20 protein-coding genes, 1 pseudogene and 1 riboswitch are annotated in these 26,565 nt (G+C 75.7%); of the genes and pseudogenes, 1 reads left to right on the top strand and 20 read right to left on the bottom strand.

Going from position 1 to position 26,565, the window contains the following annotated elements; genetic code table 11:
* Positions 1 to 95: 95 nt before the first annotated feature.
* The 15 genes and pseudogenes from JQN84_RS23000 to JQN84_RS22930 all read right to left on the bottom strand — a co-directional run.
* Positions 96 to 980: pseudogene (locus JQN84_RS23000) on the bottom strand (sirohydrochlorin chelatase); the annotation flags it as partial.
* A complete protein-coding gene (locus JQN84_RS22995) occupies positions 977 to 1,570 on the bottom strand; it encodes a precorrin-8X methylmutase (RefSeq protein WP_204960591.1) in 594 nt (197 codons plus the stop codon). The gene JQN84_RS22995 and the pseudogene JQN84_RS23000, both read right to left, overlap by 4 nt.
* 46 nt (positions 1,571 to 1,616) lie before the next feature.
* Complete coding sequence (locus tag JQN84_RS22990) at positions 1,617 to 1,847, bottom strand: 4Fe-4S binding protein (RefSeq protein ID WP_204960590.1); 231 nt, start codon at positions 1,845 to 1,847, stop codon at positions 1,617 to 1,619.
* Complete coding sequence (gene cobJ, locus JQN84_RS22985; RefSeq protein WP_204960589.1) at positions 1,844 to 3,589, bottom strand: precorrin-3B C(17)-methyltransferase; 1,746 nt, start codon at positions 3,587 to 3,589, stop codon at positions 1,844 to 1,846. Before cobJ ends, JQN84_RS22990 begins: the two co-directional genes overlap by 4 nt.
* Positions 3,586 to 4,923 (bottom strand): precorrin-6y C5,15-methyltransferase (decarboxylating) subunit CbiE, encoded by a 1,338-nt coding sequence (gene cbiE, locus JQN84_RS22980; RefSeq protein ID WP_307821401.1) that lies wholly within the window; start codon positions 4,921 to 4,923, stop codon positions 3,586 to 3,588. Before cbiE ends, cobJ begins: the two co-directional genes overlap by 4 nt.
* Positions 4,920 to 6,071 (bottom strand): cobalt-precorrin-5B (C(1))-methyltransferase, encoded by a 1,152-nt coding sequence (locus JQN84_RS22975; protein ID WP_204960588.1) that lies wholly within the window; start codon positions 6,069 to 6,071, stop codon positions 4,920 to 4,922. The genes cbiE and JQN84_RS22975 overlap by 4 nt, the downstream gene beginning before the upstream one ends.
* Positions 6,068 to 6,895: a precorrin-4 C(11)-methyltransferase gene (cobM, locus tag JQN84_RS22970; RefSeq protein ID WP_088646742.1), complete on the bottom strand. Its 828-nt coding sequence runs from the start codon at positions 6,893 to 6,895 to the stop codon at positions 6,068 to 6,070. The genes JQN84_RS22975 and cobM overlap by 4 nt, the downstream gene beginning before the upstream one ends.
* Positions 6,892 to 7,668, bottom strand: a complete 777-nt coding sequence (cobI, locus tag JQN84_RS22965) for a precorrin-2 C(20)-methyltransferase (protein WP_204960587.1) — start codon at positions 7,666 to 7,668, stop codon at positions 6,892 to 6,894. The genes cobM and cobI overlap by 4 nt, the downstream gene beginning before the upstream one ends.
* On the bottom strand, positions 7,665 to 9,038 hold the full coding sequence (locus JQN84_RS22960) for a cobyrinic acid a,c-diamide synthase CobB (protein ID WP_204960758.1): 1,374 nt from the start codon (positions 9,036 to 9,038) through the stop codon (positions 7,665 to 7,667). Before JQN84_RS22960 ends, cobI begins: the two co-directional genes overlap by 4 nt.
* An 80-nt stretch (positions 9,039 to 9,118) precedes the next feature.
* Positions 9,119 to 9,730 (bottom strand): cob(I)yrinic acid a,c-diamide adenosyltransferase, encoded by a 612-nt coding sequence (cobO, locus tag JQN84_RS22955; protein WP_204960586.1) that lies wholly within the window; start codon positions 9,728 to 9,730, stop codon positions 9,119 to 9,121.
* Entirely contained in the window at positions 9,730 to 12,081 is a 2,352-nt protein-coding gene (locus JQN84_RS22950; protein ID WP_204960585.1) for a VWA domain-containing protein, read from the bottom strand. The genes cobO and JQN84_RS22950 overlap by 1 nt, the downstream gene beginning before the upstream one ends.
* Positions 12,078 to 15,827, bottom strand: a complete 3,750-nt coding sequence (gene cobN, locus JQN84_RS22945) for a cobaltochelatase subunit CobN (RefSeq protein WP_204960584.1) — start codon at positions 15,825 to 15,827, stop codon at positions 12,078 to 12,080. The genes JQN84_RS22950 and cobN overlap by 4 nt, the downstream gene beginning before the upstream one ends.
* A gap of 307 nt (positions 15,828 to 16,134) precedes the next feature.
* A riboswitch (cobalamin riboswitch) is annotated at positions 16,135 to 16,264 on the bottom strand.
* Positions 16,265 to 17,031: 767 nt separating this feature from the next.
* Complete coding sequence (locus JQN84_RS22940; RefSeq protein WP_088646738.1) at positions 17,032 to 17,367, bottom strand: hypothetical protein; 336 nt, start codon at positions 17,365 to 17,367, stop codon at positions 17,032 to 17,034.
* A gap of 91 nt (positions 17,368 to 17,458) precedes the next feature.
* The gene (locus JQN84_RS22935; protein ID WP_204960583.1) at positions 17,459 to 18,358 is read right to left on the bottom strand and encodes an aldo/keto reductase; all 900 of its coding nucleotides are present in this window, start codon (positions 18,356 to 18,358) and stop codon (positions 17,459 to 17,461) included.
* A gap of 73 nt (positions 18,359 to 18,431) precedes the next feature.
* On the bottom strand, positions 18,432 to 19,673 hold the full coding sequence (locus JQN84_RS22930) for an MFS transporter (protein ID WP_204960582.1): 1,242 nt from the start codon (positions 19,671 to 19,673) through the stop codon (positions 18,432 to 18,434).
* A gap of 214 nt (positions 19,674 to 19,887) precedes the next feature.
* Between JQN84_RS22930 and JQN84_RS22925 the strand changes: the two genes are divergently transcribed.
* Positions 19,888 to 20,724 (top strand): AfsR/SARP family transcriptional regulator, encoded by an 837-nt coding sequence (locus JQN84_RS22925; RefSeq protein WP_255554024.1) that lies wholly within the window; start codon positions 19,888 to 19,890, stop codon positions 20,722 to 20,724.
* Positions 20,725 to 20,748: 24 nt separating this feature from the next.
* Here the strand turns inward: JQN84_RS22925 and JQN84_RS22920 are convergent, their stop codons facing one another.
* The 5 genes from JQN84_RS22920 to JQN84_RS22900 all read right to left on the bottom strand — a co-directional run bounded on the left by JQN84_RS22920 (position 20,749) and on the right by JQN84_RS22900 (position 26,327).
* On the bottom strand, positions 20,749 to 22,008 hold the full coding sequence (locus JQN84_RS22920) for an MFS transporter (protein WP_204960580.1): 1,260 nt from the start codon (positions 22,006 to 22,008) through the stop codon (positions 20,749 to 20,751).
* 175 nt (positions 22,009 to 22,183) lie between these two features.
* Complete coding sequence (locus JQN84_RS22915; protein ID WP_204960579.1) at positions 22,184 to 22,642, bottom strand: thioesterase family protein; 459 nt, start codon at positions 22,640 to 22,642, stop codon at positions 22,184 to 22,186.
* Positions 22,639 to 23,820, bottom strand: a complete 1,182-nt coding sequence (locus JQN84_RS32125; protein WP_204960578.1) for an acyl-CoA dehydrogenase family protein — start codon at positions 23,818 to 23,820, stop codon at positions 22,639 to 22,641. The genes JQN84_RS22915 and JQN84_RS32125 overlap by 4 nt, the downstream gene beginning before the upstream one ends.
* A gap of 12 nt (positions 23,821 to 23,832) precedes the next feature.
* Complete coding sequence (locus tag JQN84_RS22905; protein WP_204960577.1) at positions 23,833 to 25,188, bottom strand: aspartate aminotransferase family protein; 1,356 nt, start codon at positions 25,186 to 25,188, stop codon at positions 23,833 to 23,835.
* Positions 25,185 to 26,327: a 3-oxoacyl-ACP synthase III family protein gene (locus tag JQN84_RS22900; protein WP_204960576.1), complete on the bottom strand. Its 1,143-nt coding sequence runs from the start codon at positions 26,325 to 26,327 to the stop codon at positions 25,185 to 25,187. The genes JQN84_RS22905 and JQN84_RS22900 overlap by 4 nt, the downstream gene beginning before the upstream one ends.
* Positions 26,328 to 26,565 lie beyond the last annotated feature (238 nt).

Raw genomic sequence — 26,565 nt, 5'->3', positions numbered from 1 at the left:
TGGCCGTCGTGGCCGTGGCCGCCGTGCCCGCCGTGGCCGTGGCCGCCGTGCCCGCCGTGGCCGTGGCCGCCGTGGCCGTGGTGGCCGTGGCCGTGGTGGCCGTGATGGTGGTGGCCGTGGCCGTCGACCGGGTCGTCGGGGTGGTCGTGCGGGGTCTGCGGGCGGCCCACCTTGTCGGCGAAGCCCGGCATCAGCACCCGGTAGGCGCAGGTGTCGCAGTTCATCCGGATGTCCCCCCGCACCGCCTCGGCGTGCCGCTCCAGCACCAGGTCGGCCAGGGCGTCGCAGTCGCCGATCAGGTCGGCGACCCGGACGTCGAGGTCGGGATGGTCGGCCGCGTACGCCTGCGACTGGGCCACGATCCGGTCCGGCAGCACCCCGGCGAACAGGAAGTACGGGGCGACCACGATCCGGCGGGCGCCGAGCCGGCGCAACCGGTCGAGCACCGCCGGCACGGAGGGCTCGGCCAGCGAGATGAACCCCGGTTCCACGCCGGCGTAGCCGCGCCCCTCCCACAGCAGCCGGGCCACCTTCGCCACCTCGGCGTTGGCGTCCGGGTCGGTCGCGCCCCGCCCGATCAGCGCCACCCAGGTGCCGGCCCGGTCGGCCCCGGCCAACGCCGCGTCGATCCGTTCCTCCAGCACGCTGTGCAGCAGCGGATGCGGGCCGAGCGGTCGCCCGTACCGGTAGGTCAGGCCGGCGTGGCGCTCCTGCTCGCGGGCCATCGCGGCCGGGATGTCCCCCTTGCCGTGACCGGCGGCCGTGAGCACCAGCGGCAACGCGACAAGCGCCCGGTGACCCTTCGCGACCAGCGCGGTCACCGCGTCGGTCAGCGGCGGGCGGGACAGCTCGATGAACCCGCCCTCGACGTCGCCGACGGCGACCCCCGCCCGGTCCCGCACCCGGTCGACGAGCGCGGCGAACTGGTCGACCCCGGCCGCGCTGCGCGTGCCGTGCCCGACGATGACCAGTGCGGTCATGTTTCCTCCAGGTAGAGCAGGGCGTTGAGGGCGGCGGCGGCGACCGCCGAGCCACCCTTCTCGCCGATGTTGGACACGGCGGGCAGGCCACTGGCCCGCAACGCCGCCTTGGACTCGGCGGCCCCGACGAAGCCCACCGGCAATCCGACCACCAGCGCCGGGTCGGCGGCCACGCCGATCAGTTCGACCAGTGCCGTCGGCGCGCAGCCGACCACCCAGACCGCACCCGGGCCGACCCGGTCCAGCGCGATCCGCACCGCCGCCGCCGACCGGGTCAGACCGGTCTGCCGGGCCAGCGCGACGGCGGCCGGTTCGGCGACCGGGCAGACGATCTCCCGCCCGGCGCCGGTGATCCCGGCGGCCACCATCGCCACGTCGGTGACGATCGGCACCCCGGCCCGCAGCGCGGCCAGCCCGCCGGCCAACGCCGCCTCGTCGCAGACCAGGTCGGTGACGTAGTCGAGGTCGGCGCTGGCGTGCACCACCCGCTCGACGACCGCCCGGGTCAGCGGCGGCAGGCCGCCCAGGTCGACCCGTTCCCGCAGGATCCGGTACGACTCCCGCTCGATGGGGTGGACGACCCGGCTCACCGCGCACCTCCCGGGGTGGGCCGGCGGCGGGCCGGGTGGATGCTGGTCATGGTGCTCCTCGACGGTCGGTGGTGACCCGGATCGCGTCCACCGGGCAGATCTCCAGGCACTCCAGGCAGCCGGTGCAGCGGTCGGACCGGACGGTCAGGCCCCCGGGCACCGGGCGGATCGCGTGGGTGGGGCAGGTCAGCAGGCAGGCCCCGCAGCCCTGGCAGGCGTCGATCACCACCGGCGGCGGCACCCCGACCGGGGCGGGCACCGGCACGGCGGGCGTCATCCGCGCCACCGGTAGCCCCGGGGGGTGACCATCCGGCCACCGACCAGCCGGGTCTGCGAGCTGCCCACCACCACCAGCCCGTACATGTCGACCACGGTCGGGTCGAAGGTGGCCAGGGTGGCCAGGTGGACCTGCTCGTCGGGGCGGCTGGCGTTGCGGACCACCCCGACCGGGGTCTGCGGCGGGCGGTGCGCGGCGAACGTCGCCAGCACCGCGCCGAGCTGCCAGTCCCGGGCCCGGCTACGCGGGTTGTACAGCAGCGCCACCAGGTCCGCCTCGGCGGCGGCGGCGACCCGCCGTTCGATCACCGCCCACGGGGTGTGCAGGTCGGACAGGCTCAGGTAGACGTGGTCGTGGCCGATCGGCGCACCGAGCAGGGCGGCGGCGGCCAGCGCGGCGGTCACCCCGGGCACCCCGACCACGTCGATCCGCTCGTCGGCGTACTCCAGGGCGGGGCTGGCCATCGCGTACACCCCGGCGTCGCCGGAACCGACCAGCGCGACGGCGTGCCCGGCGGTGGCCTCGGCGACGGCGCTACGGGCCCGTTCCTCCTCCGCGCCGAGCCCGCTGGCGAGCACCCGGGTGCCCGGCCGCAGCAGGTCACGGACCTGGTCGACGTACTGGTCGAGACCGACGACCACGGCGGCCCGGCGCAACTCGGCCACCGCGCGCGGGGTGCGCAGGTCGGCCGCCCCGGGGCCCAGGCCGACGATCGCCAGCCGGCCGCGCGGGGTGTGCCGGGCGACCGCGACGGTGGCCATCGCCGAGGCGGTCTTGGGCACCAGCAGGGTGCCGCCGTCGCGCAACGCCGCCGCCTCGGCGACGCTGGGCGTGCCGACGGCGGCCCGGACCACCTCGCTGGGGTGCGGCACGTCCACCGCCGAAAGCTCCGCCGCCGGCCAGGTCCGCAGCGGTACGCCGAGCGCGTCGGCGGTGGCCCGGATGCCCTCCTCGTCGGCCTTCACGTCGACGCTGGCCAGGCAGCGCAGGCTGGCCGGGCTCAACCCGGCGTCGGCGAGCGCCCGGTGCAGCAGCGCGTCGACCTCGGCGGCGGCCACCCCCCGGCTGGAGCCGACCCCGGCGACCAGGGACGGGGGTCGCAGCACGACGGTGCGGTCGTCGACCGGCACGATGCGGTCGGTCACCAGCACCCGGTACCCGTCCTGCGGGTGTTCCCCGGTGGGCGGTCCGGGGTGGACGTTGGGCGGCAGGGCGGGCAACGGCCACACCGCGTCGGCGACCAGCCGGACCGGCTCGCCGTCGAGGATCGCCCGGGACACCGCGGCCACCGCACCCTCGACCGGCCAGCCGAGGGCGTCCAGGCCGGGCAGGTCGACCGCGTCGGTGGCGGTGGTGACCACCGGCCGGGCGTCGAGCAGCGCGGCCACCTCGGCGGCGAGCGGGTTCGCGCCCCCGGCGTGCCCGCCGAGCAGGGCGACGGCGTGCCGGGCGGCCTCGTCGACCACCACCACCGCCGGATCGGTGCGCTTGTCGCCGAGCAGCGGCGCCAGCACCCGGACCACCGCGCCGGTGGCCAGGAACGCCACCACCGCGTCGCACGTCGTCCAGGCGGTCCGCAGCGCGTCGGCGACCCCGTCGGCCTCGACCAGCCGGGCGTGCGGCCAGGCGGCGGCCAGGGTACGGGCGTGCCGGCGGCCGGCGGCGGTGGCCGCGACGAGCCCGACCCGGTGCGGGCCGGTGCCGGGGGTGTCCCGGTGCCGGTGTGGTGCGGTGGTGGTCACGGGCGCTCCCCGGTGAGGACGACCACCGGGTTGGTGGCCGCGAGTCGGACGGACCCGCCGGGCAGGTCGGCGAGGCGGGCGGCGGCGAGCTGGCTGCCGGTCACCGTGTAGCCGGCGGCGCGCAGCAGGTGCACGGCCGGGGCCACCCGGTCCAGGGCGGCCAGGGTGACCACCACCCGGTCGGGGTGGCGGTCGGTGACGGCGGTCAGCACGTCGGTCCCGCCACCGCCGACGAAGACGGCATCCGGATCGGGCAACCCGGCCAGGACGGCCGGCGCGTCACCGGTCACCACCCGGACGTCGACGCCGTGCCGGGCGGCGTTGCCGGCGACCGGCGCGGTGGGATCCCGCTCCACGGCGATCACCGCCGCGCCGAGCAGCGCGCACTCGATGCCGACCGAGCCGCTGCCCGCGCCGACGTCCCAGACCAGTCGACCGAGCCGGGGCCGCAACCGGGCGACGGCCAGCGCCCGCACCTCGGCCTTCGTGATCATCGAGTCCCGGTGCCGGTACGCGGACTCGGGCAGCGCCCAGCCCCCGGCGGGCGCGGCGGCCGGCTGGTTGTCGCGGCGCACCGGCCCGACAGTGCCACCGCACCCGGCCGCACCACCCGCACCGGCGGGCGTCGCACCGGGATCGTCGGCCGCACCGGCAGGCGTCGTACCGGCGTCGTCGGCCGCAGCGGCGAGGCTGAGCACGACGTGCGGGTCGGCCCAGCGGCGGCCGGCGGCCTGCTCCGGGGTGACCCGGGTGACCCGCTCGGCGGGGGTACCGAGGTGCTCGGCCACCAGCAGGTGGCGGGACCAGCCGGCCAGCCCGGCCCCGAGCTCGGCGGCCCCGGCGTCCGGCGCGGTCAGCACGGCGACGGCGGGCAGTGCCCGGCAGGCATTGAGCGCGGGGCCCAACTCCCGGCCGTGGGCGGTCACCACCACCGCGCCGTCCCAGTCGAGCCCGGCGCGGGCGAACGCGGCGGCCACGCTGGACACCGCCGGCAGCACCCGGACCGGCAGCCCGGCGGCGCGCAGCCGGCGTACCACGCCGAACAGGCCGGGGTCGCCGCTGGCCAGCACCACGGCCGCAACCCCGGCGGCCTGCGCGGCGGCGAGTCGCGCCAGCGCCGGGGCGAGCGGGCCGAGGGTGACGGTGTCGACGCCGGCCGGCACCGGCACGGCGGCCAGGTGCCGGGCCGCCCCGACGACCAGCCCGGCCCCGGCCAGGGCGGCGAGCGCCGGTGGCGGCAGTGGCCGGCCGGCCGCGTCCATCCCCAGCACCACGACCGGCTCCGGCACCCCGACGACCGGGGCCGGGCCGGGGAGCGGCTGCGGGCGCGTCACGCCGGCCACCGGCCGGAGGAGGCGACCAGGCGCTCGCCGGTGAAGTCGACCATCGCCACGTCGACGGTGAGCGTCGGCCCGGCGAAGCGGCGCAGCACCTGGCGGACCCGGGCGCAGAGCAGGTCACCGGCGGGACGCAGCAGCCCGGCGGCCTCCCACAGCTCGTAGGCGTGCCGGCCGGTGTTCGCCGCCAGCACCGCCGCCACCAGGTCGGCGTCGCCACCGGCCTCGGCGGTGACCGCGCCGAGCAGCGACAGGTCCACCTTCGACCGGGTGTAGTGGGTCATCAGGATGCCGGCGGCGAGTTTGGCCAGCTTGCCGGCCATCCCGACGAAGACCACCCCGGTCATCGCGTCGCCCACGGCGGCGGTGACGGCCGCGCCGGTGAAGTCGCCGACCTCGACGAAACACACCTCGGGCAGCTCCGGCAGCAACGCGCGGGCGGCCCGCTCGGTGCGCCCGCCGGTGCACAGCACCACCGTCCGCTGCCCCTGGGCGGCCATCACGTGCACCGCCTGCACCACGCTGGCCCGCCAGGAGGCGGTGGAGAACGGCCTGACGACGCCGGTGGTGCCGAGGATCGAGATGCCGCCGACGATGCCGAGCCGCCGGTTGGTGGTCTTGCGGGCCATCACCTCACCGCCCGGCACGCTGATCACCACCCGGACACCCACCTCCGCCAGGTCGACCACCTCGGCGACGGCCTGGCCGATCATCCGGCGGGGGGTGTCGTTGATGGCCGGCCCGCCGACGGCGAGGCCGAGCCCGGGGCGGGTGACGGTGCCGACGCCGTCCCCACCGGCGAGTTCCAGGCCGGGCCGGGGCCGCCAACCGACGGTCGCGGTGAGGTGCGCGCCGTGGGTGACGTCCGGGTCGTCCCCGGCGTCCTTGACCACCACCGCCTCCGCCGCTGGTTCGGGCCGGGCGGTCAGGTCGCAGCGGGCCACCGCGAAGGTCACCCGCCGGCCGGCGGGCAGCCCGATCTCCACCTCCGTCGGGGGCACGCCGGTGACCAGGGCGGTCACCGCCGCCTTCGCCGCCGCCGTCGCGCACGCGCCGGTGGTCCAGCCGGTACGCAACGCCACCGGCCGGACCTTCGCGGTACGCGGCAGGTCCGGCTCGCGCAGCGGCGGCTCGGCGTACGTCACGGGGTGGCGTCCTCCACGGCGGCGCGGGACCGGCGCAGCTCGGCGCGGGCGGCCGGCTCGGCCCGGCGGAAGGTGTGGAAGTGCCCGGGGTGGTAGAGGTGCGACCGGGTGCCGGTGGCGGCCAGCGCCGGCCCGACCAGGAACAGGGTGTGCTTCCACAACCGGTGTTCCTTGACGGTGGCCGCCAGGTCGCCGAGGGCGCACCGCACCACCAGTTCGTCAGGCCAGGTCGCCTGGTAGGCCACCACGACCGGAGTGTCGGCCGGGTAGCCGCCGGCGAGCAGTTCGGTCTGGGCCTGCCCGGCGCGGGCGGCGGACAGGAACAGCGCCATGGTGGTGCCGTGCCGGGCGAAGTCGCGCACCCGCTCCCCCGCCGGCATCGGCGTCTTGCCGCCCTCCAGCCGGGTGAGGATCACCGACTGGGCCACCTCGGGGATGGTCAGTTCCCGGCCGACGATGGCGGCGACGGCGGTGAACGAGGACACCCCGGGGACGATCTCCACCGCCAGGTCGAGGGCCCGGCACAGGTCGAGCTGCTCCTGCACCGCACCCCACAGCGCCGGGTCGCCCGAATGGATCCGGGCCACGGTGAGCCCGTCGGCGGCGGCCCGCCGGTACAGCGGCAATACCCCCTCGATGGGCAGCTGCGACGAGTCGACGATCTCGGCGTCGGGGCGGGCGTGGGCCAGCACGTCGGCGTGCACCAGGCTGGCCGCCCAGATCACCACGTCGGCGTCGGCGATCACCCGGGCGGCGCGCAGGGTGAGCAGGTCGGCGGCGCCGGGCCCGGCCCCCACGAACCACACCTTTCCGGTGGACGTCACAGTTTTCCTCCCCGCCGGTCCCGGCGGGCCGGGACCAGCAGCGTCGACAGGTAGGGCAGCTCGTCGTCCGGGTCGACCGGCCCGATCCGCTCGTCGGGCAGGCCGAGGCCGCAGCCGAGCACCGCGTCGTCGAGCCGGTCGTACCGGCGCAGCTCGTCGACGAGTTCCCGGTGCCGTCGCCAGCCCTTGTAGACCACCACGGTGCCGGGCCCGGCGAGGGCGTCGGCGACCGGTGCCGCGCCGGCGGTGGCCGGCAGCAGGGTCAGCGGCTCCCGCCCCTGGCACAGCGGGACGCCGCTGCGCGCGGCCAGCTCCTGCATGGCGGTCACCCCGGGCACCGTGCGCAGCCGCACCGCCGGCCGCAGCGCCCGGACCCCGTCGGCCAGGTAGGTGAAGGTGGAGTAGACGTTGGGGTCGCCGATGGTGGCGAACGCGACCGAGCGGGCCCCGGCGTCGAACGCGTCGACGACGGCGCGGGCGGCGGCGTCCCAGGCGGCCTCCCGGCGCGCGGTCACCCCGCCCCGGTCCTCCAGGGCGAACGGCAGTCGGCGCAGCCGGTCCGCCGGCACGTGCGCGCGGACCGTCGTCTCGGCCCGGCCGGGGGGCGTCGCCGGGTCCGCCGCCAGCCGGTCCAGCACCGGTACGACCACCAGGTCGGCCTCGGCCAGCACCCGCACCGCCTTGAGGGTGAGCAGTTCCGGGTCCCCCGGTCCGACCCCCACCCCGGTCAGCGTGGCGGCGACGGGCGGGTGGTCCGCACCGAGGCCGGTCACCGGGCCGCCGCCTCGACCAGCCGGCGGGCCGCCCGGGGGTGACCCGCCCAGTGGGTGTGCAGGTAGGAGGCGTGCACCTGCCCGGTGACGAAACCGTGGGCGGTGTCGTCCCAGTGCCAGGCGGGCCGGTCGCCGTGCCCGGGGTCGGTGACGGTGCGGTGGAACTCGTGGCCGCGTACCCGGTCGCCGGCGGCGTGGACCGGGGAGTCGGTGGCGGCGACCGCGTCGCGGTAGCCGAGGGTGAGCCGGCCGGACATCCGGGCGTGGTGGTCGAGCCGCCCGCACATCGGCACCCCGTCCAGGGATCGGCCGAGGTAGAGCAGCCCGGCGCACTCGGCGACCACCGGCCCGGTGAAGCCGGCCAGCTCGGCACGGAGCCCGGTGTTGGCGCTCAACGCCTCGACGTGCACCTCGGGGAAGCCGCCACCGATGACCACCGCCCGGGTGCCGGCGGGCAGGGCCGGGTCACGCAGCGGGTCGAACGGGGCCACGGTCGCGCCGGCGGCGGTGAGCAGTTCGGCCGTCTCGGCGTACGAGAAGGTGAAGGCCGCTCCGGCGGCGACCGCGACGACCGGACGGCCCCCGCCGGCCGGGCCGCCGACGGCGGTGCCCGGGTCCCAGGCGTCCACGGTCAACGGTGGGGCGCTGCGGGCCAGGTCGACCACCGCGTCGAGGTCGACGGTGGACGCGACGAGCCCGGCGAGCGCGTCGACGACGGCCAGTGACTCCGGTGCCCGTTCGGCGACCGGCACCAGCCCCAGGTGCCGGGCCGGCGCGGCCACCTCGACGGCCCGGGTCACCGCCCCCAGCACCGGTACGCCCACCTCGGCGAGCGCGTCGCGCAACAGGGACTCGTGCCGGGGCGAGCCGACCCGGTTGAGGATCACCCCGCCGACGCGTACCGCCGGGTCGAAGGCGCGCATGCCGAGCACCAGCGCGGCGGCCGAGCGGCCCTGCGCGGTGGTGTCCAGGACCAGCAGCACCGGCGCGTCGATCAGCGTGGCGACGTGCGCCGTGGAGGCGTAGCCGCCCCGGCCGACCGCCCCGTCGTGCAGCCCCATCACCCCCTCCACCACGGCGACGTCGGCGGGGGTGGGGACGCTCGCGCCGTGCCGCAGCAGCGGGGCGATCAGCTCTTCCCCGACCAGCCACGGGTCGAGGTTGCGGCCGGGACGGCCGGCGGCGAGCGCATGGTAGCCGGGGTCGATGTAGTCGGGGCCGACCTTGTGCGGGCTGACCGTGAGACCCCGACGGCGCAGCGCGGCGAGCAGCCCGGTGGCGACCGTGGTCTTGCCGTGCCCGCTGGCCGGGGCGGCGACCACCAGCCGGGGCAGCACCCACGGGCCGGTCGGTGGGGCCGACGGCGGCACGCCCGGCGCGGTGCCACCCGGATGACCGGCCGGCGCGTTGCCCGGCGGGCGGCGCTGGTCGGTGCGGCGGCTCGGTCCGGTCACCACTCGATGCCCTTCTGGCCCTTCTGGCCGGCGTCCATCGGGTGCTTGACCTTGGTCAGCTCGGCGACCAGGTCGGCCGCCTCGACCAGCCGCGGGTCGGCGTCCCGGCCGGTGATCACCACGTGTTGGAAGCCGGGCCGGTGGGTGAGGGTGTCGACCACCTCGTCGACGTCCACCCAGCCCCACTTCATCGGGTAGGTGAACTCGTCCAGGACGTACAAGCCGTAGCGCTGGGTGGCCAGGTCGCGCTGGATCTGCCGCCAGCCCTCCAGGGCGTCGGCGGCGTGGTCGGCGTCGCCGCCGCGCTGGATCCACGACCAGCCCTCGCCCATCTTGTGCCAGGCCACCGGCGCACCCTGCCCGGTGTCGGCGTGCACCTGGCCCAGGGCCCGGAAGGCGTTCTCCTCGCCGACCCGCCACTTGGCGCTCTTGACGAACTGGAACACCCCGATCGGCAGCCCGGCCGTCCAGGCCCGCAGCGCCAACCCGAACGCAGCCGTCGACTTCCCCTTCATCTGCCCGGTGTGCACGATGGTCAACGGGCGGTGCCGTCGCTGCCGGGTGGTCAACCCGTCGGCGGGGACGTGTTCCGGCTTTCCCTGCGGCATCAGCGCACGCTCCGATTCGCTCCGACGGTGGCGAGCCCGGCCAACGGGTCGGCGGTGACCGTGTCCAGGCGGTGGTGGGCCGCGCCCAGCTGACCGGCCAGCCGGTGGGCCAGGTGCAGCCGGACCGGGCCGGACTCACAGTCCACCACGACGCAGGGCGCGCCGGTGGCCGCGAGCACGGCCGCCGCGCGTGCCGACCGGTCCAGCGGCCGGTGCCCGGCGGTGGCCCGGCCGTCGGTGACGACCAGCACCAGCGGACGCCGTCGCGGGTCCCGCAGCCGCTGCACCCGCAGCAGGTCGGCGGCGGCGAGCAGCCCCTCCGCCAGCGGGGTACGCCCGCCGGTGGGCAACTCGGCCAGCCGGGCCGACGCGGCCAGCACCGACGAGGTCGCCGGCAGCAGCACCTGCGCCCCGGTACCCCGGAAGGCGACCACCGCCACCGTGTCCCGCCGCTGGTAGGCGTCGGTGAGCAGGGCCAGCACCGCACCCTTGACCGCCGACATCCGCTGCCGCGCGCCCATCGAGCCGCTGGCGTCGACGACGAACAGCACCAGGTTGCCCTCGCGGCCCTCCCGGACCGCCTCCCGCAGGTCGTCGGGGCGCAGCAGCAGCCGGCCGCCGCACCGGCCCCGCCCGGCCTGGTGCGGGGCGGCGGCGCGCAGGGTCGCCGGCAGGTGCACCGCCGCCGGCCGACCGGTGGGCACCCGGGTCCCGGTGGTCCGCCCGCGCCCGGTCCGGGCCCGGGAACGCCGGCCGGGCACCCCGTCACCCACCCCCGGCGCGGTGAACAACCGGGCCGTCAACCCCCGCTGCGGTACGGCCACCGAGCCGACGCCCGCCGGGTCACCCGGGTTGGTGGTGCCGCCCTGGTCGGGTCGCCCGGGACGGGTGCCGGCGTGCTCGGCCGACCCGTCGTCGGGGCGTCCCGACCGGCCGTCGGCGCGGGGCCCGCCGTCGTCGTCCGGCCCGCCGTCGTCGATGCGGTCCGGCCACCGGTCGTCCCCGGACTGTGGGAAGGCCGGACCGGTCCGGGCGCGCGAATGCTCGTCGTGGCCCGGCGGACCATCGGCGTCCTGCGGCCCGCCGGTGTCATCCTGCGGCCCACCGGCGTCGTCGGGTGACTGCGGGCCCGACCCGTCGCCGGGGCCGCCCGCCGAGGGGCCGCCCGACCCACCGGGGCCGGCACCGTCCGGCCCGCCGGTCGGGTCACCCGGACCGGCCGGCCCGGTGTCCGGCGGATCGTCGTCGGGATGCTCGTCGCGGGCCCGCTGCAACGCCTCATCGAGGCGCTTCTCGTCCAGGCCCGGGGTGTCGAACGGGTCACGGCGACGGCGGTGCGGCAGAGCGAGCCGGGCGGCGACCCGGACGTCGTCGGCGGTCACCCGGTCCCGGCCCTGCCAGGCGGCGTGCGCGACGGCGGTCCGGGCGGTGACGATGTCGGCGCGCATCCCGTCCACGTCGAACGCGGCGCAGACCTCGGCGATCTGCCGCAACGCGGCGTCGGGCAGCAGCACCCCGTCGAGCCGGCCCCGGGCGGCGGCCACCCGGGCGGCGACCTCGGCGTCGGCGGCGGCCCACCGGGCGGCGAACCCGACCGGGTCGGCGTCGGCGGCGAGCCGGCGGCGCACCACCTCCACCCGGACGGCCGGGTCCCGGCTGGCCGCCACCTCGACGGTCAGCCCGAACCGGTCGAGCAGCTGCGGACGCAGCTCACCCTCCTCCGGGTTCATCGTGCCCACCAGGAGGAAGCGGGCGGCGTGACTGACCGAGACGCCCTCCCGTTCGACGTGGCAGCGGCCCATCGCGGCGGCGTCCAGGAGCAGGTCGACCAGGTGGTCGTGGAGCAGGTTCACCTCGTCGACGTAGAGCACCCCCCGGTGGGCGGCGGCGAGCAGGCCCGGCTCGAAGGCACGTACCCCCTCGGCGAGGGCCTTCTCCAGGTCGAGCGAGCCGACCACCCGGTCCTCGGCGGCGCCGACCGGCAGTTCCACCAGCCGGGCCGGGCGGCGCTCGACCGGCCCGGCGGCCGGATCCTCGTGCCCGCCCGCACCCGGGTGCGGGCCGTCCGGGCAGGTCGGGTCGGGGGCGGCCGGGTCGCAGCCGAACCGGCACCCGGCGACCCGGTCCACCGGCGGGAGCAACGCGGCCAACGCCCGCACGGCGGTCGACTTGGCGGTGCCCTTCTCGCCCCGCACCAGCACCCCGCCGATCGCCGGGCTGACCGCGTTGAGCAGCAGCGCCAGCCGCATGTCGTCCATGCCGAGCACGGCCGAGAAGGGAAACCCGCTCACTGAGCTGGCCTCGGTTCGCGACTGCGGGGCTCGCAGACCCGGCTCACTCCTCGCGCTCACTGTCGCTCCTCCAGGTCGCCCTCGGTGGCCAGGTACGTCTCCCGCAGCCGGTCCAGGGTGGCGGGCTCGGGAGCCGCCCACAGGCCCCGGTCGGCGGCCTCCAGGAGCCGTTCGGTGATGCCGCGCAGCGCCCACGGGTTGGACCGCTCCAGGAACTCGCGGGTCTGCCCGTCGAACAGGTACGCCTCGGCGAGGCGCTCGTACATCCAGTCGTCGACGACCCCGGCGGTGGCGTCGTAGCCGAACAGGTAGTCCACGGTGGCGGCCAGCTCGAACGCGCCCTTGTAGCCGTGCCGGCGCATCGCCGCGATCCACTTCGGGTTGACCACCCGGGCCCGGAACACCCGCCGGGTCTCCTCACCGAGGGTGCGGGTACGCACGTCGTGCGGCATCGCCGAGTCGCCCACGTACGCGGCCGGAGCGGCCCCGGTGAGGTGCCGCACCATCGCCACCATCCCACCGTGGTACTGGAAGTAGTCGTCGGAGTCGACGATGTCGTGCTCGCGGGTGTCCTGGTTCTTCGCCGCCACCGCGATCCGGGCGAAGGAGCGTTCCATGTCGGCCCGCGCCTCCCGCCCGTCCAGGCCCCGGCCGTAGGCGTAGCCGCCCCAGACGGCGTACACCTCGGCGAGGTCGGCGTCGGTGCGCCAGTTGCGGGCGTCGATCAGTGGCAGCAGCCCCGCCCCGTACGCCCCGGGCTTGGAGCCGAAGATCCGGGCGGTGGCCCGCCGCTCGTCGCCGTGGGTGGCGAGGTCGGCGGCCACGTGCGCGCGCAGATAGTTGTCCCCGGCCGGCTCGTCGAGGGCGGCGACCAGCCGTACCGCGTCGTCGAGGAGGGCGACGACGTGCGGGAACGCGTCGCGGAAGAAGCCGGAGATGCGGACCGTGACGTCGACCCGGGGCCGGCCCAGTTCCGCCACCGGCACGACCTCGACGCCGGTGACCCGCCGCGACCTGTCGTCCCACACCGGCCGGCAGCCGAGCAGAGCCAGCACCTCGGCGATGTCGTCGCCCTGGGTACGCATGGCGCTGGTGCCCCACACGGTCAGCCCGACCGACCGCGGGTACTCGCCGGTGTCGGCGAGGTAGCGGGCGAGCAGCGAGTCGGCCAGCGCCACCCCGACGTCCCAGGCGTTGCGGCTGGGGATCGCCTTCGGGTCGACGGAGTAGAAGTTTCGGCCGGTGGGCAGCACGTTGACCAGGCCCCGGGTGGGCGACCCGGACGGTCCGGGCGGCACGAACCGGCCGGCGAGCGCGCCGAGGGTGTGGGTGATCTCGTCGGTGGTGCGGTCCAGCCGGGGCACCACCTCGCGGGCGGCGAACCGGAGCACCTCGACGGCGTCGGGGCAGCCGTCACCGGTCACCTCGGTGACCACCGCGTCGGCCCGGTCGGCGTCCCAGCCGAGGGTCTCCATGCCCAGGACGAGCCGCCGGGCCAGCGCCTCGATCAGGTCCACCGCGTCGGCGGCGGTGACCGCCGGCCCGTCGACGACGTCGGTCAGCGCCGCCGGCACCGCCACCCGGGCCCCGGGCTCGGCGAGCAACGCCTGCTCGTCGAGGCCGTAGCCGGCGGCGAGGGCCTGCCGCAGGCCGGGCAGGGCCCGGCTGCCGCCCCACACCTGCGGGGCGCGCAGCACGGCCAGGACGAGGTTGACCCGGGCCTCACCGGTGGGCACCCCGGCCAGGACGTGCAGCCCGTCGCGGATCTGCACGTCCTTGACCTCGCACAGGTAGCCGTCGAGGTGCAGCACGAAGTCGTCGAAGTCGTCGGCGGCCGGCATCGCCTCGGTGTGCAGGTCGTGGTGGAGTTCGGCGGCGCGCACCAGCTCCCAGATCTGCCCCCGGACCACCGGCACCTTCGCCGGGTCGAGCGCCTGCACGGTGGCGTACTCGTCCAGCAGTTGTTCGAGTTTCGCCAGCTCGCCGTAGGTCTCGGCGCGGGCCATCGGGGGCACCAGGTGGTCGACGACGACGGCGTGCGCCCGCCGCTTGGCCTGGGTGCCCTCGCCGGGGTCGTTGACGATGAACGGGTAGACCAGCGGCAGGTCACCGAGGACGGCGTCGGGGGCGCAGTCGGCAGCCAGGCCGAGGCCCTTGCCGGGCAGCCACTCCAGGGTGCCGTGCTTGCCGAGGTGCACCACCGCGTCCGCGCCGAAGCCGCCGTCGTCGACCGGCGCGGCCAGCCACCGGTACGCGGCGAGATAGTGGTGGCTGGGCGGCAGGTCGGGGTCGTGGTAGATGGCGATCGGGTTCTCGCCGAAGCCGCGCGGCGGCTGGATCAGCAGGGTGACGTTGCCGAACCGCAGCCCGGCCAGGACGATGTCCCCGTCGTCGGTGTAGAGCTGACCGGGTGGCTCACCCCAGTGTTCCCGCATCCGGTCCCGCAGGTCGGCCGGCACCTGGTCGAACCAGCGCCGGTAGGTCTCCCCCGGCACCCGGGCCTCGGCCGCGGACAACTGTTCCGGGGTGAGCCACTCGACGTCGTGGCCCCCGGCGGCGATCAGCGCGTGGATCAGCGCGTCCCCGTCGGTGGGTGGTGGCGCGTCGCCGAGGTGGTACCCCTCGGCGGCGAGGGCGGCGAGCAGGCGGACCGCCGAGGCGGGGGTGTCCAGGCCGACGGCGTTACCGACCCGGGAGTGCTTCGTCGGGTAGGAGCTGAGCACGATCGCCACCCGCTTGTCGGCGATGGGCAGGTGGCGCAGCCGGGCCTGCCGGACGGCGATCCCGGCGACCCGGGCGGCCCGCTCGGCGTCGGCGGCGTAGACCGACAGCCCGTCGGCGTCGATGCGTTTGAACGAGAACGGCACGGTGACGATCCGGCCGTCGAACTCGGGGATGGCCACCTGCATGGCCGCGTCCAGCGGGGACAGCCCGGCGTCGCTGGCCGCCCACTGCTCCCGGGTGCTGGTCAGGCAGAGCGCCTGGATCACCGGCACGTCGAGGGCGGCGAGCGCGCCGACGTCCCAGGCGTCCTCGTCGCCCCCGCCGGAGGCGTCGGCGGCGACCGTCCCGCCGGCGGCGAGGACGGTGACGACGAGCGCGTCGCAGCGGGCGAAGAGGTCCAGCGGCCCGTCGCCCGGGGTGAGCCCGCGCAGCGAGCCGCAGAAGATCGGCAGCGGTTCGCCGCCGGCCGTGTCGACCGCGTCGGCCAGGGTCTGCACGAAACCGGTGTTGCCGGCCAACGCGTGCGCCCGGTAGAACACGATCCCCACCGTGGGCCGCCCACCGCCGCCCTGCCGCCCGTCCGGTCCGGCCGCCTGATCCGCCTGGTCGGTCGGGTCTGACTGGGCGGTCGGGTCTGCGTGGGCGGTCGGGCGGCGCCGGTCGAGGATGCCGTACGGCGGGGTGGGGGTGGGCGGGTCGAAGCCCTCCCCGGTGAGCAGGACCGTGTCGGACAGGAACCGCGCCAGCTGGGCGAGGTTCTCCGCGCCTCCCTCCACCAGGTAGGACAGCGCTTCGGTGGCCACCCCGGAGGCCACCGTGGACGCCGCCATCAGCTCCGCGTCAGGCACCGCCTCGCCGCCGAGCACGATCGTGGGGACCCCTGAGCCGAGCACCGCCGCGAGGCCGTCCGGCCACGCCTGCCGCCCGCCGAGCAGCCGTACGACGGCCAGGTCGACCCCGTCGAGCAGGGCCGGTACGGCGGCCACGTCGACCCGGGTGGGGTTGGCGAGGCGGTAGTCGGCGGCACTGGCGCGGGCGGCGAGCAGATCGGTGTCGGCGGTGGACAGCAGCAGGATGCGCACGTGCAGCTCCGGAGAGTGACGTCCGGCTCGACCACGGGGCCGGGCCGAGCGGGGCGGGAGGGACGCCGGTCAGCGGCGGCGGAGGTCGACGACCCCGCCGACGGCGGGGCACCCGGACCGGCCGTCAGCGGTACGTGGCAGGCCGACCGCCCCGGCGACGGCCGGCGACGGTGGGAGTGGTGGGAGCACGCGGCGGCGCGGGCTCGACAGTGATGCGGGAATCACCGACCGTGATCGGGTCGGCAGTGACGCTGCGCGTCATCGGGTCCTCCTCGGGTGTCCACGCCCTGGGGTTCTCCGACGGCCGAAGTATCCTGGCTCCCGGATCGACGCTCACCCCCGGCCTTCCAACCGTGCACGCACGGTCGTGACCCACGAGGGGGGATCGCTCCCCGGTGACAGTGGCGGGACCGCGTCGGAATCGCACCGACTTCCTTCACTGCCGTCAGGCCGCGAATGCTGCCACACTCCTCACCCCGAGGTCAACGGCGGCCACCGGCCCCACGACGGCACCGGTCGGCCCCCATGGTGAGGCCGACGGCGATGGTTCGCGCTCGTCCAACGGGGCGCGGCCCGCACCCGGACGGCCCGCACCCAGACGGCCCGTCCCCGGTGGATCGTCCCCGGTGGCTGGTCGGCCCCTGGCGGTCGGGATACCTCTTTCACACGCTGTCGAGCTGATGACGTCAACGACTCGGACCGGCATGGTCGGGTCCGACCGGACGGTGGTCGGGCGGATAGCCCCGGCCACCCCACCGCCGCCGCAGCGCGGCCCCGGCCCGATGCCTCGGGCCGCGCCGTTCCGACGCCACCGGTCACCCCGTCCCGACGCTGCGATCGCCCCCCCGTCCCGGCCCTCCGGCACCCCGCACCGACACCGCCCCGACCCTGCGGTCACTCCCTCCCGTCCCTGCGACCATCCCGCACCGACAGCGCCGGTCATCCCTTCCCGACGCCACCGGTCACCCTGCCCCGACACCGCCGGCCAGCCCGTCGCGGCGGTGCGGGTCGGCACACCCGGCAGGCCCCGATCCGTCATCGTCATCAGCTCGAAAGGACCCGCATCGACATACCCACACCGAGTGGCCGGCGGACCGCAGGCCGGCGCACGCGGCCAGCGCACGCCTTCGCCACCCTGGCCGCACCCCACGGACCCGCAGCACCCCCACGACCCCGCCGCACCCCACGCACGGCTGGTGGACAGTCAGCGCAGGCGGCGCTCGGGGTGGGCCCGGTTCCAGGCCCGCATCCGCTCCGGGTACCCGGTCTTGGCCGCCTCGTACAGGGGCACCGCGTGCCGGTGGGCCAGCTTCGCCGCCGTCCGCGGGGAGCCGGTGCGGCGGCGGATCCACTCCCCGTCGTGCGCGATCGCCACCACGGTGGTGTCGGTGGCGGTCGTCTCGGGTTCGAGATAGAACTCCACCCCCCGGTGGGCGGCCACGAAGTCCGCCAACGCGGTCAGGTCGTCCCGGGTGGCCTCCCGGTCGAGCTTGGTCGGGATGCCCTCGTCAGCCCGGGTCCGTCGGCTGAACCAGCCCATCTGCCCGTTCCTCTCCTCGGCGTCCCTCCAGTGGACCACCCCCACCTGGAAGGGCGCTGCGAACCCGGTGACAGCCGGCTGAGCGGCCCGTTCACGCCCGGTCGAGGGCGGCCAGCTCGTCGGGGGTGAGCCGCAGCGCCCCGGCGGCGACGTTCTCGGCCAGGTGGGCCGGGTCGCCGGTGCCGGGGATGGCCAGCACGTGCGGGCCCTGGTGCAGCGTCCAGGCGAGGCGTACCTGTTGCGGGGTGGCGTCGTGGGCACGGGCGACGGCGCGTACCGCCGCACCGTGGTCGGTGCGGGCCCCGCCCTCGCGGTTGCCACCGGTCAGGGAGAAGAACGGCACGTAGGCGATCCCCCGGGCAGCGCACTCGCGGACCATGGCGTCCTGGTCGCCGCGGTTGTCCAGGGCGTAGTTGTTCTGCACGCAGACCACCGGGGCGATGGTCTGCGCCTCGTCGAGGTGGTCGAGGCGGACGTTGGACAGACCCAGGTGCCGGATCAGGCCGGCGTCGCGCAACTCGGCCAGCGCGCCGAAGCGTTCGGCCACGGAGTCCGGCGCGGGTCGTTTGACGATCCGCAGGTTGACCAGGTCGAGGTGGTCGCGACCCAGCCGGCGCAGGTTCTCCTCCACCTGGGCGCGCAACTGCGCCGGGCCGGCCTCCTCGTGTGTCCCGGTCGTCGGGTCGTCCCGGAAGCCGACCTTGGTGGCGATGACCAACCCCTGCGGGTACGGGGCGAGGGCGGCGCGGATCAGCTCGGTGGCGTACCGGGCGGGGCCGGTGCCGACCTTGAGGGTGCCGCCCGGCGAGACGTAGAAGGCGGCGGTGTCGATGTGGTCGATCCCCAGCTCGACGGCCCGGCGCAGCACCCGCAGCGCCCGCTCCCGGTCGGGGTGGGCGGTGAGCCGCATCGAGCCGAAGCCCATCCGGTGCACGGTGCGGTCGCCCAGGGTCCAGCGGCCCGCCGCTGCGGCGGTGATCTCGGTTGGCATCCGGCGACCCTAGCCAGCGGCGGCGGCCCGGCGTAACGGCCGCGCACCCGATACCGGAACGGGTCGGGGACTGTTAGTTTTTCTGTACTGGACCGGTGGGTGCCGACGGTCCGACACCGGCCGGTGGACGGGTCGCCGGCACCAGGGCTAGCGTCGGGATCAGCAGCAGCGGCACCACCAGCAGCGCGTGCAGGATGCCGACGTGGTCGCCGAGCAGGCCGAGCAGCGGCGGGCTGGCCAGGAACGACGTGTAGCCGAGCACCGCGACGACGCTGACCCGGGCGGGGGCGTGTTCCTCGTCGTCGGCGGCGGCGCTCATCCCGACCGGGAAGCCGAGCGACGCGCCGAGTCCCCAGAGGACCACCCCGACGACGGCGAGCGGACCGGAGCCGGCCAGCACCGCCAGCAGGGAGCCGGCGGCGGCCAGCAGGATCGTGCCGATCAGCACCGGCACCCGGCCCCAGCGGTCGATGGCCACGGTGCCGACGGTCCGGCCGATGGTCATGCCGGCGACGAAGACCCCGAAGACGGCGGCCCCGGCGGCCTCGCTGACCCCGTAACCGTCGACGAAGGCGACCGCCAGCCAGTCGTTGGCGCTGCCCTCGGTGAATGCCATCACCAGCACCAGCGCGCCGATGAGCAGGGTGCGCGGCTCCCGCCAGGCCGCGAGCAGGCCACTCCGGCGGGTCGACGCGGCACCGTCGGCGGTCGAGGCGGCCGGGGTGGGCAGGAAGTTGCGCGCACCGAGCACGGTGCCGCCGAACACCACCACCGCCAGCACCGTCAGATGTACGGTGATCGGCACACCGAGCCGGGCCGCGCCCGCGCCCAGCCCGGCACCGGCCACCGAACCGAGGCTCCAGGCGGCGTGGAAGCGGGGCAGGATGGTGCGGCCGAGCCGTTTCTCCACCGCCGCGCCCTCGACGTTCATCCCCACGTCGCAGGTGCCGGAGCCGTAGCCGAGGGCGAACAGGCCGACCGCGACGCCGGGCAGCGAGCCGAGCGGGGCGGCGACCCCCACCCCGGCCAGCCCCACCGCCACCAGCACGGTCGAGGCGACGACGGTGCGGGCCGGGCCGAGCCGCTGGGTCACCAGGCCGGCGCTGGTCAGCGCCAGCACCGCGCCGCCGGACATGGCCAGCAGCAGCAGGCCGAGCCGGCCGGCGCTGAGGCCGAGCGCGTCGCGGACCGCCGGGACCCGGGAGAACCAGGTCGCCACGGCGAGGCCGTTGAGGGCGAAGACCACCGCGACCCCGGTACGGGCGGCCCGTACCACCCGGGGTGCGACGGTTCGGTTCTCGGTGGCGGCGTTCACGGCGCGTGGTCCTCTTCCCCTGGGGTCGCTTTCCTGGTGTGGCCGTTTTCCCGGGCCCGGTGTGTCCCGTCCGGGCCGGACGTCCCACCGCTGATCTCACACCGCTTTCGTCACGGCCACAAGCGCGATGTGCTCCTTACCCCGGCGGCGCAGCCGAACGGAGATGGCGCGGCACCGTCATTATTGATCGACTAGCTTCAATTACCAACGGGGAATGACGGTACGGGGGCATGCGCATCGTGGGGGATTCGTGAAGTTCGGCATACTCGGAACATATGTGATACTTCCCGGGCAGAACTACTGCATAAATGCTCCCAAGCAACGCAATCTGATGGCGGTTCTGACAGTCAACGGAAATGTGCTCATCCCGGTGGAACGCCTGGCCCGGGAGGTGTGGCCCGACGAACCACCCGCCTCGGCCAGCAATCTGATCCGGCAGTACGTCTTCCGCCTCCGGCGCAGTCTGCCCCCGTCGGTGGGGCGGGCCATCGTCACCGGCCCGGGTGGCTACAAACTACGGTTGGCGCGCGGCGACGTCGACAGTCATCTCTTCGATGCCAACGTGGTACGGGGTCGTGCCGCCTTCGCGGCGGGCCGGCTCGACGAGGCGGTACGGGCCCTGTCGGAGGCGTTGGCCGCCTGGCGGGGGGACCCGCTCGCCGACGTCGACCCGTCCCCCTCGATCCTGGCCGAGACCCGGCGGCTGGGTGAGCGGCGGCTGCTCGCCATCGAGATGCGGGCCGACGCCTACCTGCGTCTCGGCTGGTACGACGAGGCCGTCGAGGAGTTGGCCGCGCTGGTCACCCTCCACCCCGAGCGGGAACGCCTGCGCGACATGCAGATGCGGGCGCTGTGCCAGGTCGGCCGCCGGGCCGACGCCCTCGCGGTGTACCGCGACCTGCGCCAGACCCTGGCCGACGGCGTGGGCATCGAGCCGGGGCCGGAGTTGCAGCGGCTGCACCGGCAGGTGCTCGACGGCGACCCGGCGCTCAGCGAGCCGCCGGTCCGCCGGTCCGCCGTGGCCGGATGGTCCGGGTCGGCGTACCGGTGAAGGGTCGACGTACCGGTGAAGGGGTCACCGGCCCCGGTCGGGGCGCGACGGCAGCAGCGTCGCCGCGAGGGCGAGCGCCGCCACCGCCAACCCTGCCCCGGTGACCACCGTCGCCGCACCCCAGCGGGTCAACAGGGGCGCCAGCAGCATGCTGCCCACGGCGAAACCCCAACCGATCGCCGCGTACTGGAGGGAGAAACCGGTGGCCCGGCGGTCCGCCGGCAGGACCCGTTCCAGGTGCAGCGACCGGGCCAGCACGGTCGGCCCCTCGAAGAACCCGGCGACGGCGTACAGGGCCAGCAGCGCGACGGCGTGCGGTCGCGCGACCACCGCGAGCGCGACCACCAGGCCCAGCACCAGCAGGGCGACGTCGGCCTGCCGCTGGTACCCGCCCGGCCAGCCGCGCAGGCTGTAGAGGACGCTGCCGAGGCCGGTCCCGATCGCGTACGCGGCGAGGGCCAGCCCGGCGAGCGACGCCTGCCCGCTACCGCTGAACAGCGGTACTGCCGCGACCGTCAGCACCCCGAGCAGGACCCGCAGCGCGGCGGTCAACGCCAGGGTGCGGGCCAGCAGGCGCAGCACCGGCAGGACCCGGCTGCGCCCGGTGGCGGGCCGGGCCGACGTCGGGTCGGGCAGGCGCAGGGTCGCCCCGGCGGCGATCGCGGCGGGCAACGCGGTCAGGCCCACACCGGCGGCGGGCGAGACGGCGGCGACGGTCACCCCGACCAGCACCGGCCCGAGTCCCCAGCAGACCTGGTTGAGCACCGTGTCCAGGGACAGCGCCCGGGGCAGCACGGCCGCGTCGACCAGGTGGGTGAGCATCGACCGCAGGCCGCCCGGGGCGCCGGCCGGCACCGCACCGGCCAACGCGACGAGGACGACCAGCAGCGCCGTGCCGCCACCGGTGCCGACCACCACGGCGGCGGCCAGGAAGAGCAGCGCCTCGGCGGCCAGGCACCCGGCCAGGATGCGACGCGGGTCCCACCTGTCGATCAATGCCCCGGCAGCCGGTGCCGCGACCGCCTCACCGATGGTGTGCGCGCCGACCAGCAGGCCGCTGAGCAGGTAGCCGTCGCTGAGCGCCCGGCCGGCGAAGACCAGCGCCAGCGGGGCCATCGCCACCGGCAGCCGGGCCCCGAAGGTGGCGACCGCCCAGCCCACCCAACCCGGCGAACGCAGGATCGCCCGCAGGGGTGTGCCGGCCCGACCCGAGAGGTCCACCTGCGACGTCGCCACCGACCCGCCCTTCCACAGCGCCGCCCACCAGAGACGAACAGTAGTCACCACCACCACCTCCGTTACCCCACCATCCCCCCCGCGCCCGCATGATCGAACCGCCCGCGTGATCAAGAGGTTTACGTCAGGAAATGCCGTGGCGGTGACGCAAACCTCTTGATCACGCGAGCAAGGGGGCGGGGACGGGCGCGGGGTCGGTGGGGACGCGCCTGGGTCTCGGGGGCTAGCTGTTGGGGGGTGCCAGTCGGCGGAGGAAGGCGTCCCGGTCGACGACCCGACGTCGGTGGGAGCCGTGACCGAGGACCGTCCCGGTCGGGCCGACCACGGTGAAGTCGACGTCGACGTCACGGCCCGCGACGGTGAGGGCGACCCGGTAGGTGACCGGCTCGCCACAGCCGGCCGCCGCCGCGTGGGTCAGGGTCACGCCGACGCCCACGGTCATCTCGCCGGCCGCCAGCACCGGTGCGAGCACCTCCACGCAGGTCTGTTCCATCAGGCCCAGCATGGCCGGGGTGGACAGGACCAGCAGGCCCTCGTTGCCCCACCGGGTGGCGCAGTCCTCCTCGCGGACCACCCGGGTCCGCTCCCCCTCGACCCGACGCCCCTCCCCCGCACCGGCAGCGCCCGTCGCGCCAGCGGCGTCGGGCCCGGTCACCCGGCCGGGGCCCGTCGGGGCGGTCACGCCGGCACCACCGGTACGTCGAGCGGGGCGGCGTAGCGGCGTACCACGTCCTTGTAGATGTTCTTCTTCTGCATCTCGGTGGTGCCGCCGGCGATCCGGATGGCCACGGCGTCGCGCAGGTGCCGCTCGATGCCGCCGGTACGGTCGTAGCCGGCGTGCCCGAAGATCTGCACCAGTTCCACGGTGGACCGGACCGCGCCCTCGGAGGCGGCCAGCTTGGCGCAGGAGGCGAGCGCGCTGTAGGAGTCGTCGCCGCGGACCAGCGCGTCGGCGGCGGCGTAGGCGAGGTGCCGGGCCGACTCGATGGTGGTCCGGATGCCGACGACCTTGTCCTGGATGAACTCGTGCTCGCCGATGGGGACGCCGAACGCCCGGCGTTCGGCACAGCGGCGCAGCACCACGGGGAGCAGCGCCTCCAGTTGGGCGGCGACCACGACGCCGTACATGAGACGGTCGAAGGCCAGGAACGAGTAGAGGGTGGCGAGCCCGTCGCCGGGTGGCCCGACGACGTCGGCCGGGCCGACCGGCACCCCGTCCAGGATGATCGGCCCGGTGGGGCTCGTCCGCTGGCCGAGCAGGTCCTCGGCTGCTCCGGTGTCGACACCGGGCCGGTCGCGGTCCAGCACGAACAGGGTGATGTCCCGGCTGCCGATGCCGTCGAGCCGGCCGACGATCAGCAGGTGGTCGGCGACGGGCGCGTTGGTGATGTGTGCCTTGTGCCCGGTGAGCCGCCAGTCGTCGACGCCGTGCACGCTGGCCCGGGTGCCGACGGCGGCGACGTGGGAGCCGCCGGCCGGTTCGGTGGCGGCGGTGGCGCCCACCGCGCCGCCGGCCAGCGCCGGGAGCAGCCGGCGGCGCTGTTCGGGGGTGCCGTGTTCGCACAGTACGTGCAGCAGGCCGGCGTGGGCGACGGCGGACAGTACGAAACCGGAGTCGTCGGCGCCCTGGGCGAGCCCTTCCAGGCCGGCCAGGAAGTCCCACAGGGTGCCCCCGTCGCCGCCGTGCTCGCGGGGCAGGTGGGCGGTCCAGAATCCCTCGTCGGCCAGCGCCTGCCAGGACTTGGTGTCGAAGACCCCGGCGCGGTCGCGCTCGGCGGTGCCGGGGGCGACGGTCGTCGCGGCGAAGCGGCGGAACCGTTCCCGGCGGGCGTGTTGCTCCTGCGTCCAGGTGATCTGCATCGTCGTGCCCTCTCAGCCGGCCTCGGTGATGTCGTGCAGGGTGAGCCGGACGGCGGCGGTGAAGGCCGCGACATCGTCTCCGGTGGTGCAGGTGGTGACGCAGCCCATGCCCCGGGGGGCGATGATCACGCCGTGGTTGAGCAGGCCCAGGAAGAAGGCCTGCTGGCGGGCGGCGTCGACGGCGCGGACGTCCCGGAACACCTCGACCCGGCGCGGGCCGACGTGGATGTTGAACAGGGACCCGACGCCGGTGACGACGGCGTCGACCGACGCATCGGCGAACACCCCGGTCAGTTCGCGGCGCAGCAGGTCGCCGGTGCGGTTGAGCGCGTCGATGGTGGCCGCGTCGAGCTTGCCGAGGGTGACGATGCCGGCGGCGACGCTGAGCGCGTTGCCGGTGAACGTGCCGCCCTGGTAGAGCGCCGGGCCGCCGGAGCGGGAGTCGTACACGTCGGTGCCGCCCTGGGGTTCGAGCAGCCCCATGATGTCGGCCCGGCCGCCGTACGCGCCGATCGGCAGACCACCGCCGATGATCTTGCCCATGGTGGTCAGGTCGGGGGTGACGCCGTACGCCTGCTGCGCGCCGCCGTACGCCAGCCGCAGCGTGATCACCTCGTCGAAGACCAGCAGGATGCCCAGTTCGTCGCAGGTGGCCCGCATCGCGGTCAGGTACTCGGCGGTGGCCGGGATCATCCCGCCGACGCCGAGCACCGGTTCCAGCACCAGCGCCGCCACCCGGTCGGCGTGGGCGCGCAGGACCTGCTGCGACGCGGTGACGTCGTTGAACGGCACCACCAGGGTCTCCCGGGTGCGGGAGGCGGGGATGCCGCGCATCTCCGGCACGGAGGCGGGTGACCTGACGTCACCGGCGAGGTCGGCCGGTGGCCGTACGCTGATCATCACGTCGTCGGTGGTGCCGTGGTAGCCGCCCTCGGCCTTGGCGACCAGCGGGCGGCCGGTGAACGCCCGCGCCAGGCGCAGCGCGAACATCACCGCCTCGGTGCCGGAGCCGGTGAACCGGACCCGCTCCAGGCTCGGCACCCGCGCCACCAGCAGCGCCGCCAGCTCGGCCTCCAGGGTGCGGGAGAACGAGTGCGAGGTGCCGTGCGGCAGCTGCTCCCGGATGGCGGCGGTGACGTCCGGGTCGGCGTAGCCCAGCGGCAGGCCGGTGTAGTTGGCCAGGAAGTCGCGGTAGACGTTGCCGTCGACGTCCCAGACCGTGCCGCCGACCCCCCGGTCCAGGTAGACCGGGTACGGCGGCCAGGAGTTGAGGCTGCGGGTCGCCCCGGCCGGGATCATCGCGCCGGCCCGGGCGAAGTGTTCCTTCGAGCCGGGGGTGCGCTTGGCGTAGTCGGACAGGATGCTCATGCCGGTGGCTCCTCGTGGGTCGGCTGGCCGGCCGTACCGCCGGGCCAGGTGATCAGGGCGCTGCCCCAGGTCATCCCCCCGCCGAAGGCGGCGAGCAGGACCCGGGCCCCGGGGCGGACCCGGCCGGCGTCGATCGCCGCGTCGAGGGTGACCGGCACGGACGCGGCACCGGTGTTGCCGTAGTGGGTGCCGCTGATCGCCACCTGGTCGGCGACGAAGCCGAGTTCCTTGGTCACCTCGCGCAGCAGCCGCACGTTGGCCTGGTGCGGGACGAGCAGGTCGAGGTCGGCGACGGTCAGCCCGCAGGCGGCGGTGGCGTCGGCGACGAGTTCCGGCAGCTTGCGTTCGGCGAACGCGCGCACCGCCCGGCCGTCCATCGTGAAGTGGTGCCCGCCGTGGGCGACGGTGGCGGTGCTGGCCGGGGCGCGGCTGCCACCGGCGGGGATCCGGACCAGGTCGTGCTGCCGGCCGTCGCTGCCCAGCCGGGTGTACGCGATGCCGGCGGCGTCGGCCGAGCGGCCCAGCACCACCGCGCCCGCGCCGTCGCCGAAGAGCACCGAGGTGCGCCGGTCGGTGTAGTCGAGGATGCGCGAGTAGGTGTCCGCGCCGATCACCACGGCGTACCTGATGGTCGGGTCGCACCGCATGATCTTGTGGGCGACGTCCAGGGCGTAGACGAAGCCGGTGCAGACGGCGTCCAGGTCCATCGCGTACGCGCCCCACGCGCCGAGGTTGGCCTGCACCCGGCAGGCGGTGGCGGGCAGCGGCAGGTCCGGGGTGGAGGTGCCCAGGATGATCAGGCCGACCTCGGCGGCGTCGACGCCGGCCCGGTCGAGGGCCTGCCGGGCGGCGTGGGTGGCCAGGTCGGAGGTGGCCTCCCCGGGCGCGGCGGCCCGCCGTTCGTGGACCCCGGTCCGGTCGACGATCCAGTCGGCCGTGACGCCGAGCGCCGCGGCCAGCGACGCGTTGGTCACCACCTGCTCGGGCAGGCAGGCACCGGTGGCGAGGATGCCCGGCGTCGCACCCGGGGTGGGGGTGCGGTCGGCGGCGGCTCGGGGTCGGGCGGGAGTGGCAGCGGGCCATCGTGGGTCATGGCGGCTGCGTTCGGTCGGGCTTGCCTGTTCGGCGTCGGCATGCATGTCCCCAGGCTGCCGCCGGCGTGTTCGTTTTCCGTCGCCGCCGAGATTTAACGCAGATCTAGCGGGCCCGGAAATGGGACGTGACAGACGTCAACAATGGTCGACAATGGACGCCGACCGTCCAGAATATCGAGTGTCGACGCATTCCGTACCGGCCGGACCGATAAGCGGATCGGTAAGATCGGAGACAGCCATCTGACCGATCGCCGACTGCCCGGTGTGAAGTGGATCACACACA

This window comes from Micromonospora humidisoli, assembly GCF_016900955.1.
GTDB classification, from domain to species: domain Bacteria; phylum Actinomycetota; class Actinomycetes; order Mycobacteriales; family Micromonosporaceae; genus Micromonospora; species Micromonospora wenchangensis.
The sequence above is the reverse complement of the archived record's forward strand: the minus strand, read 5'-3'. Positions and strand labels throughout refer to the sequence as shown.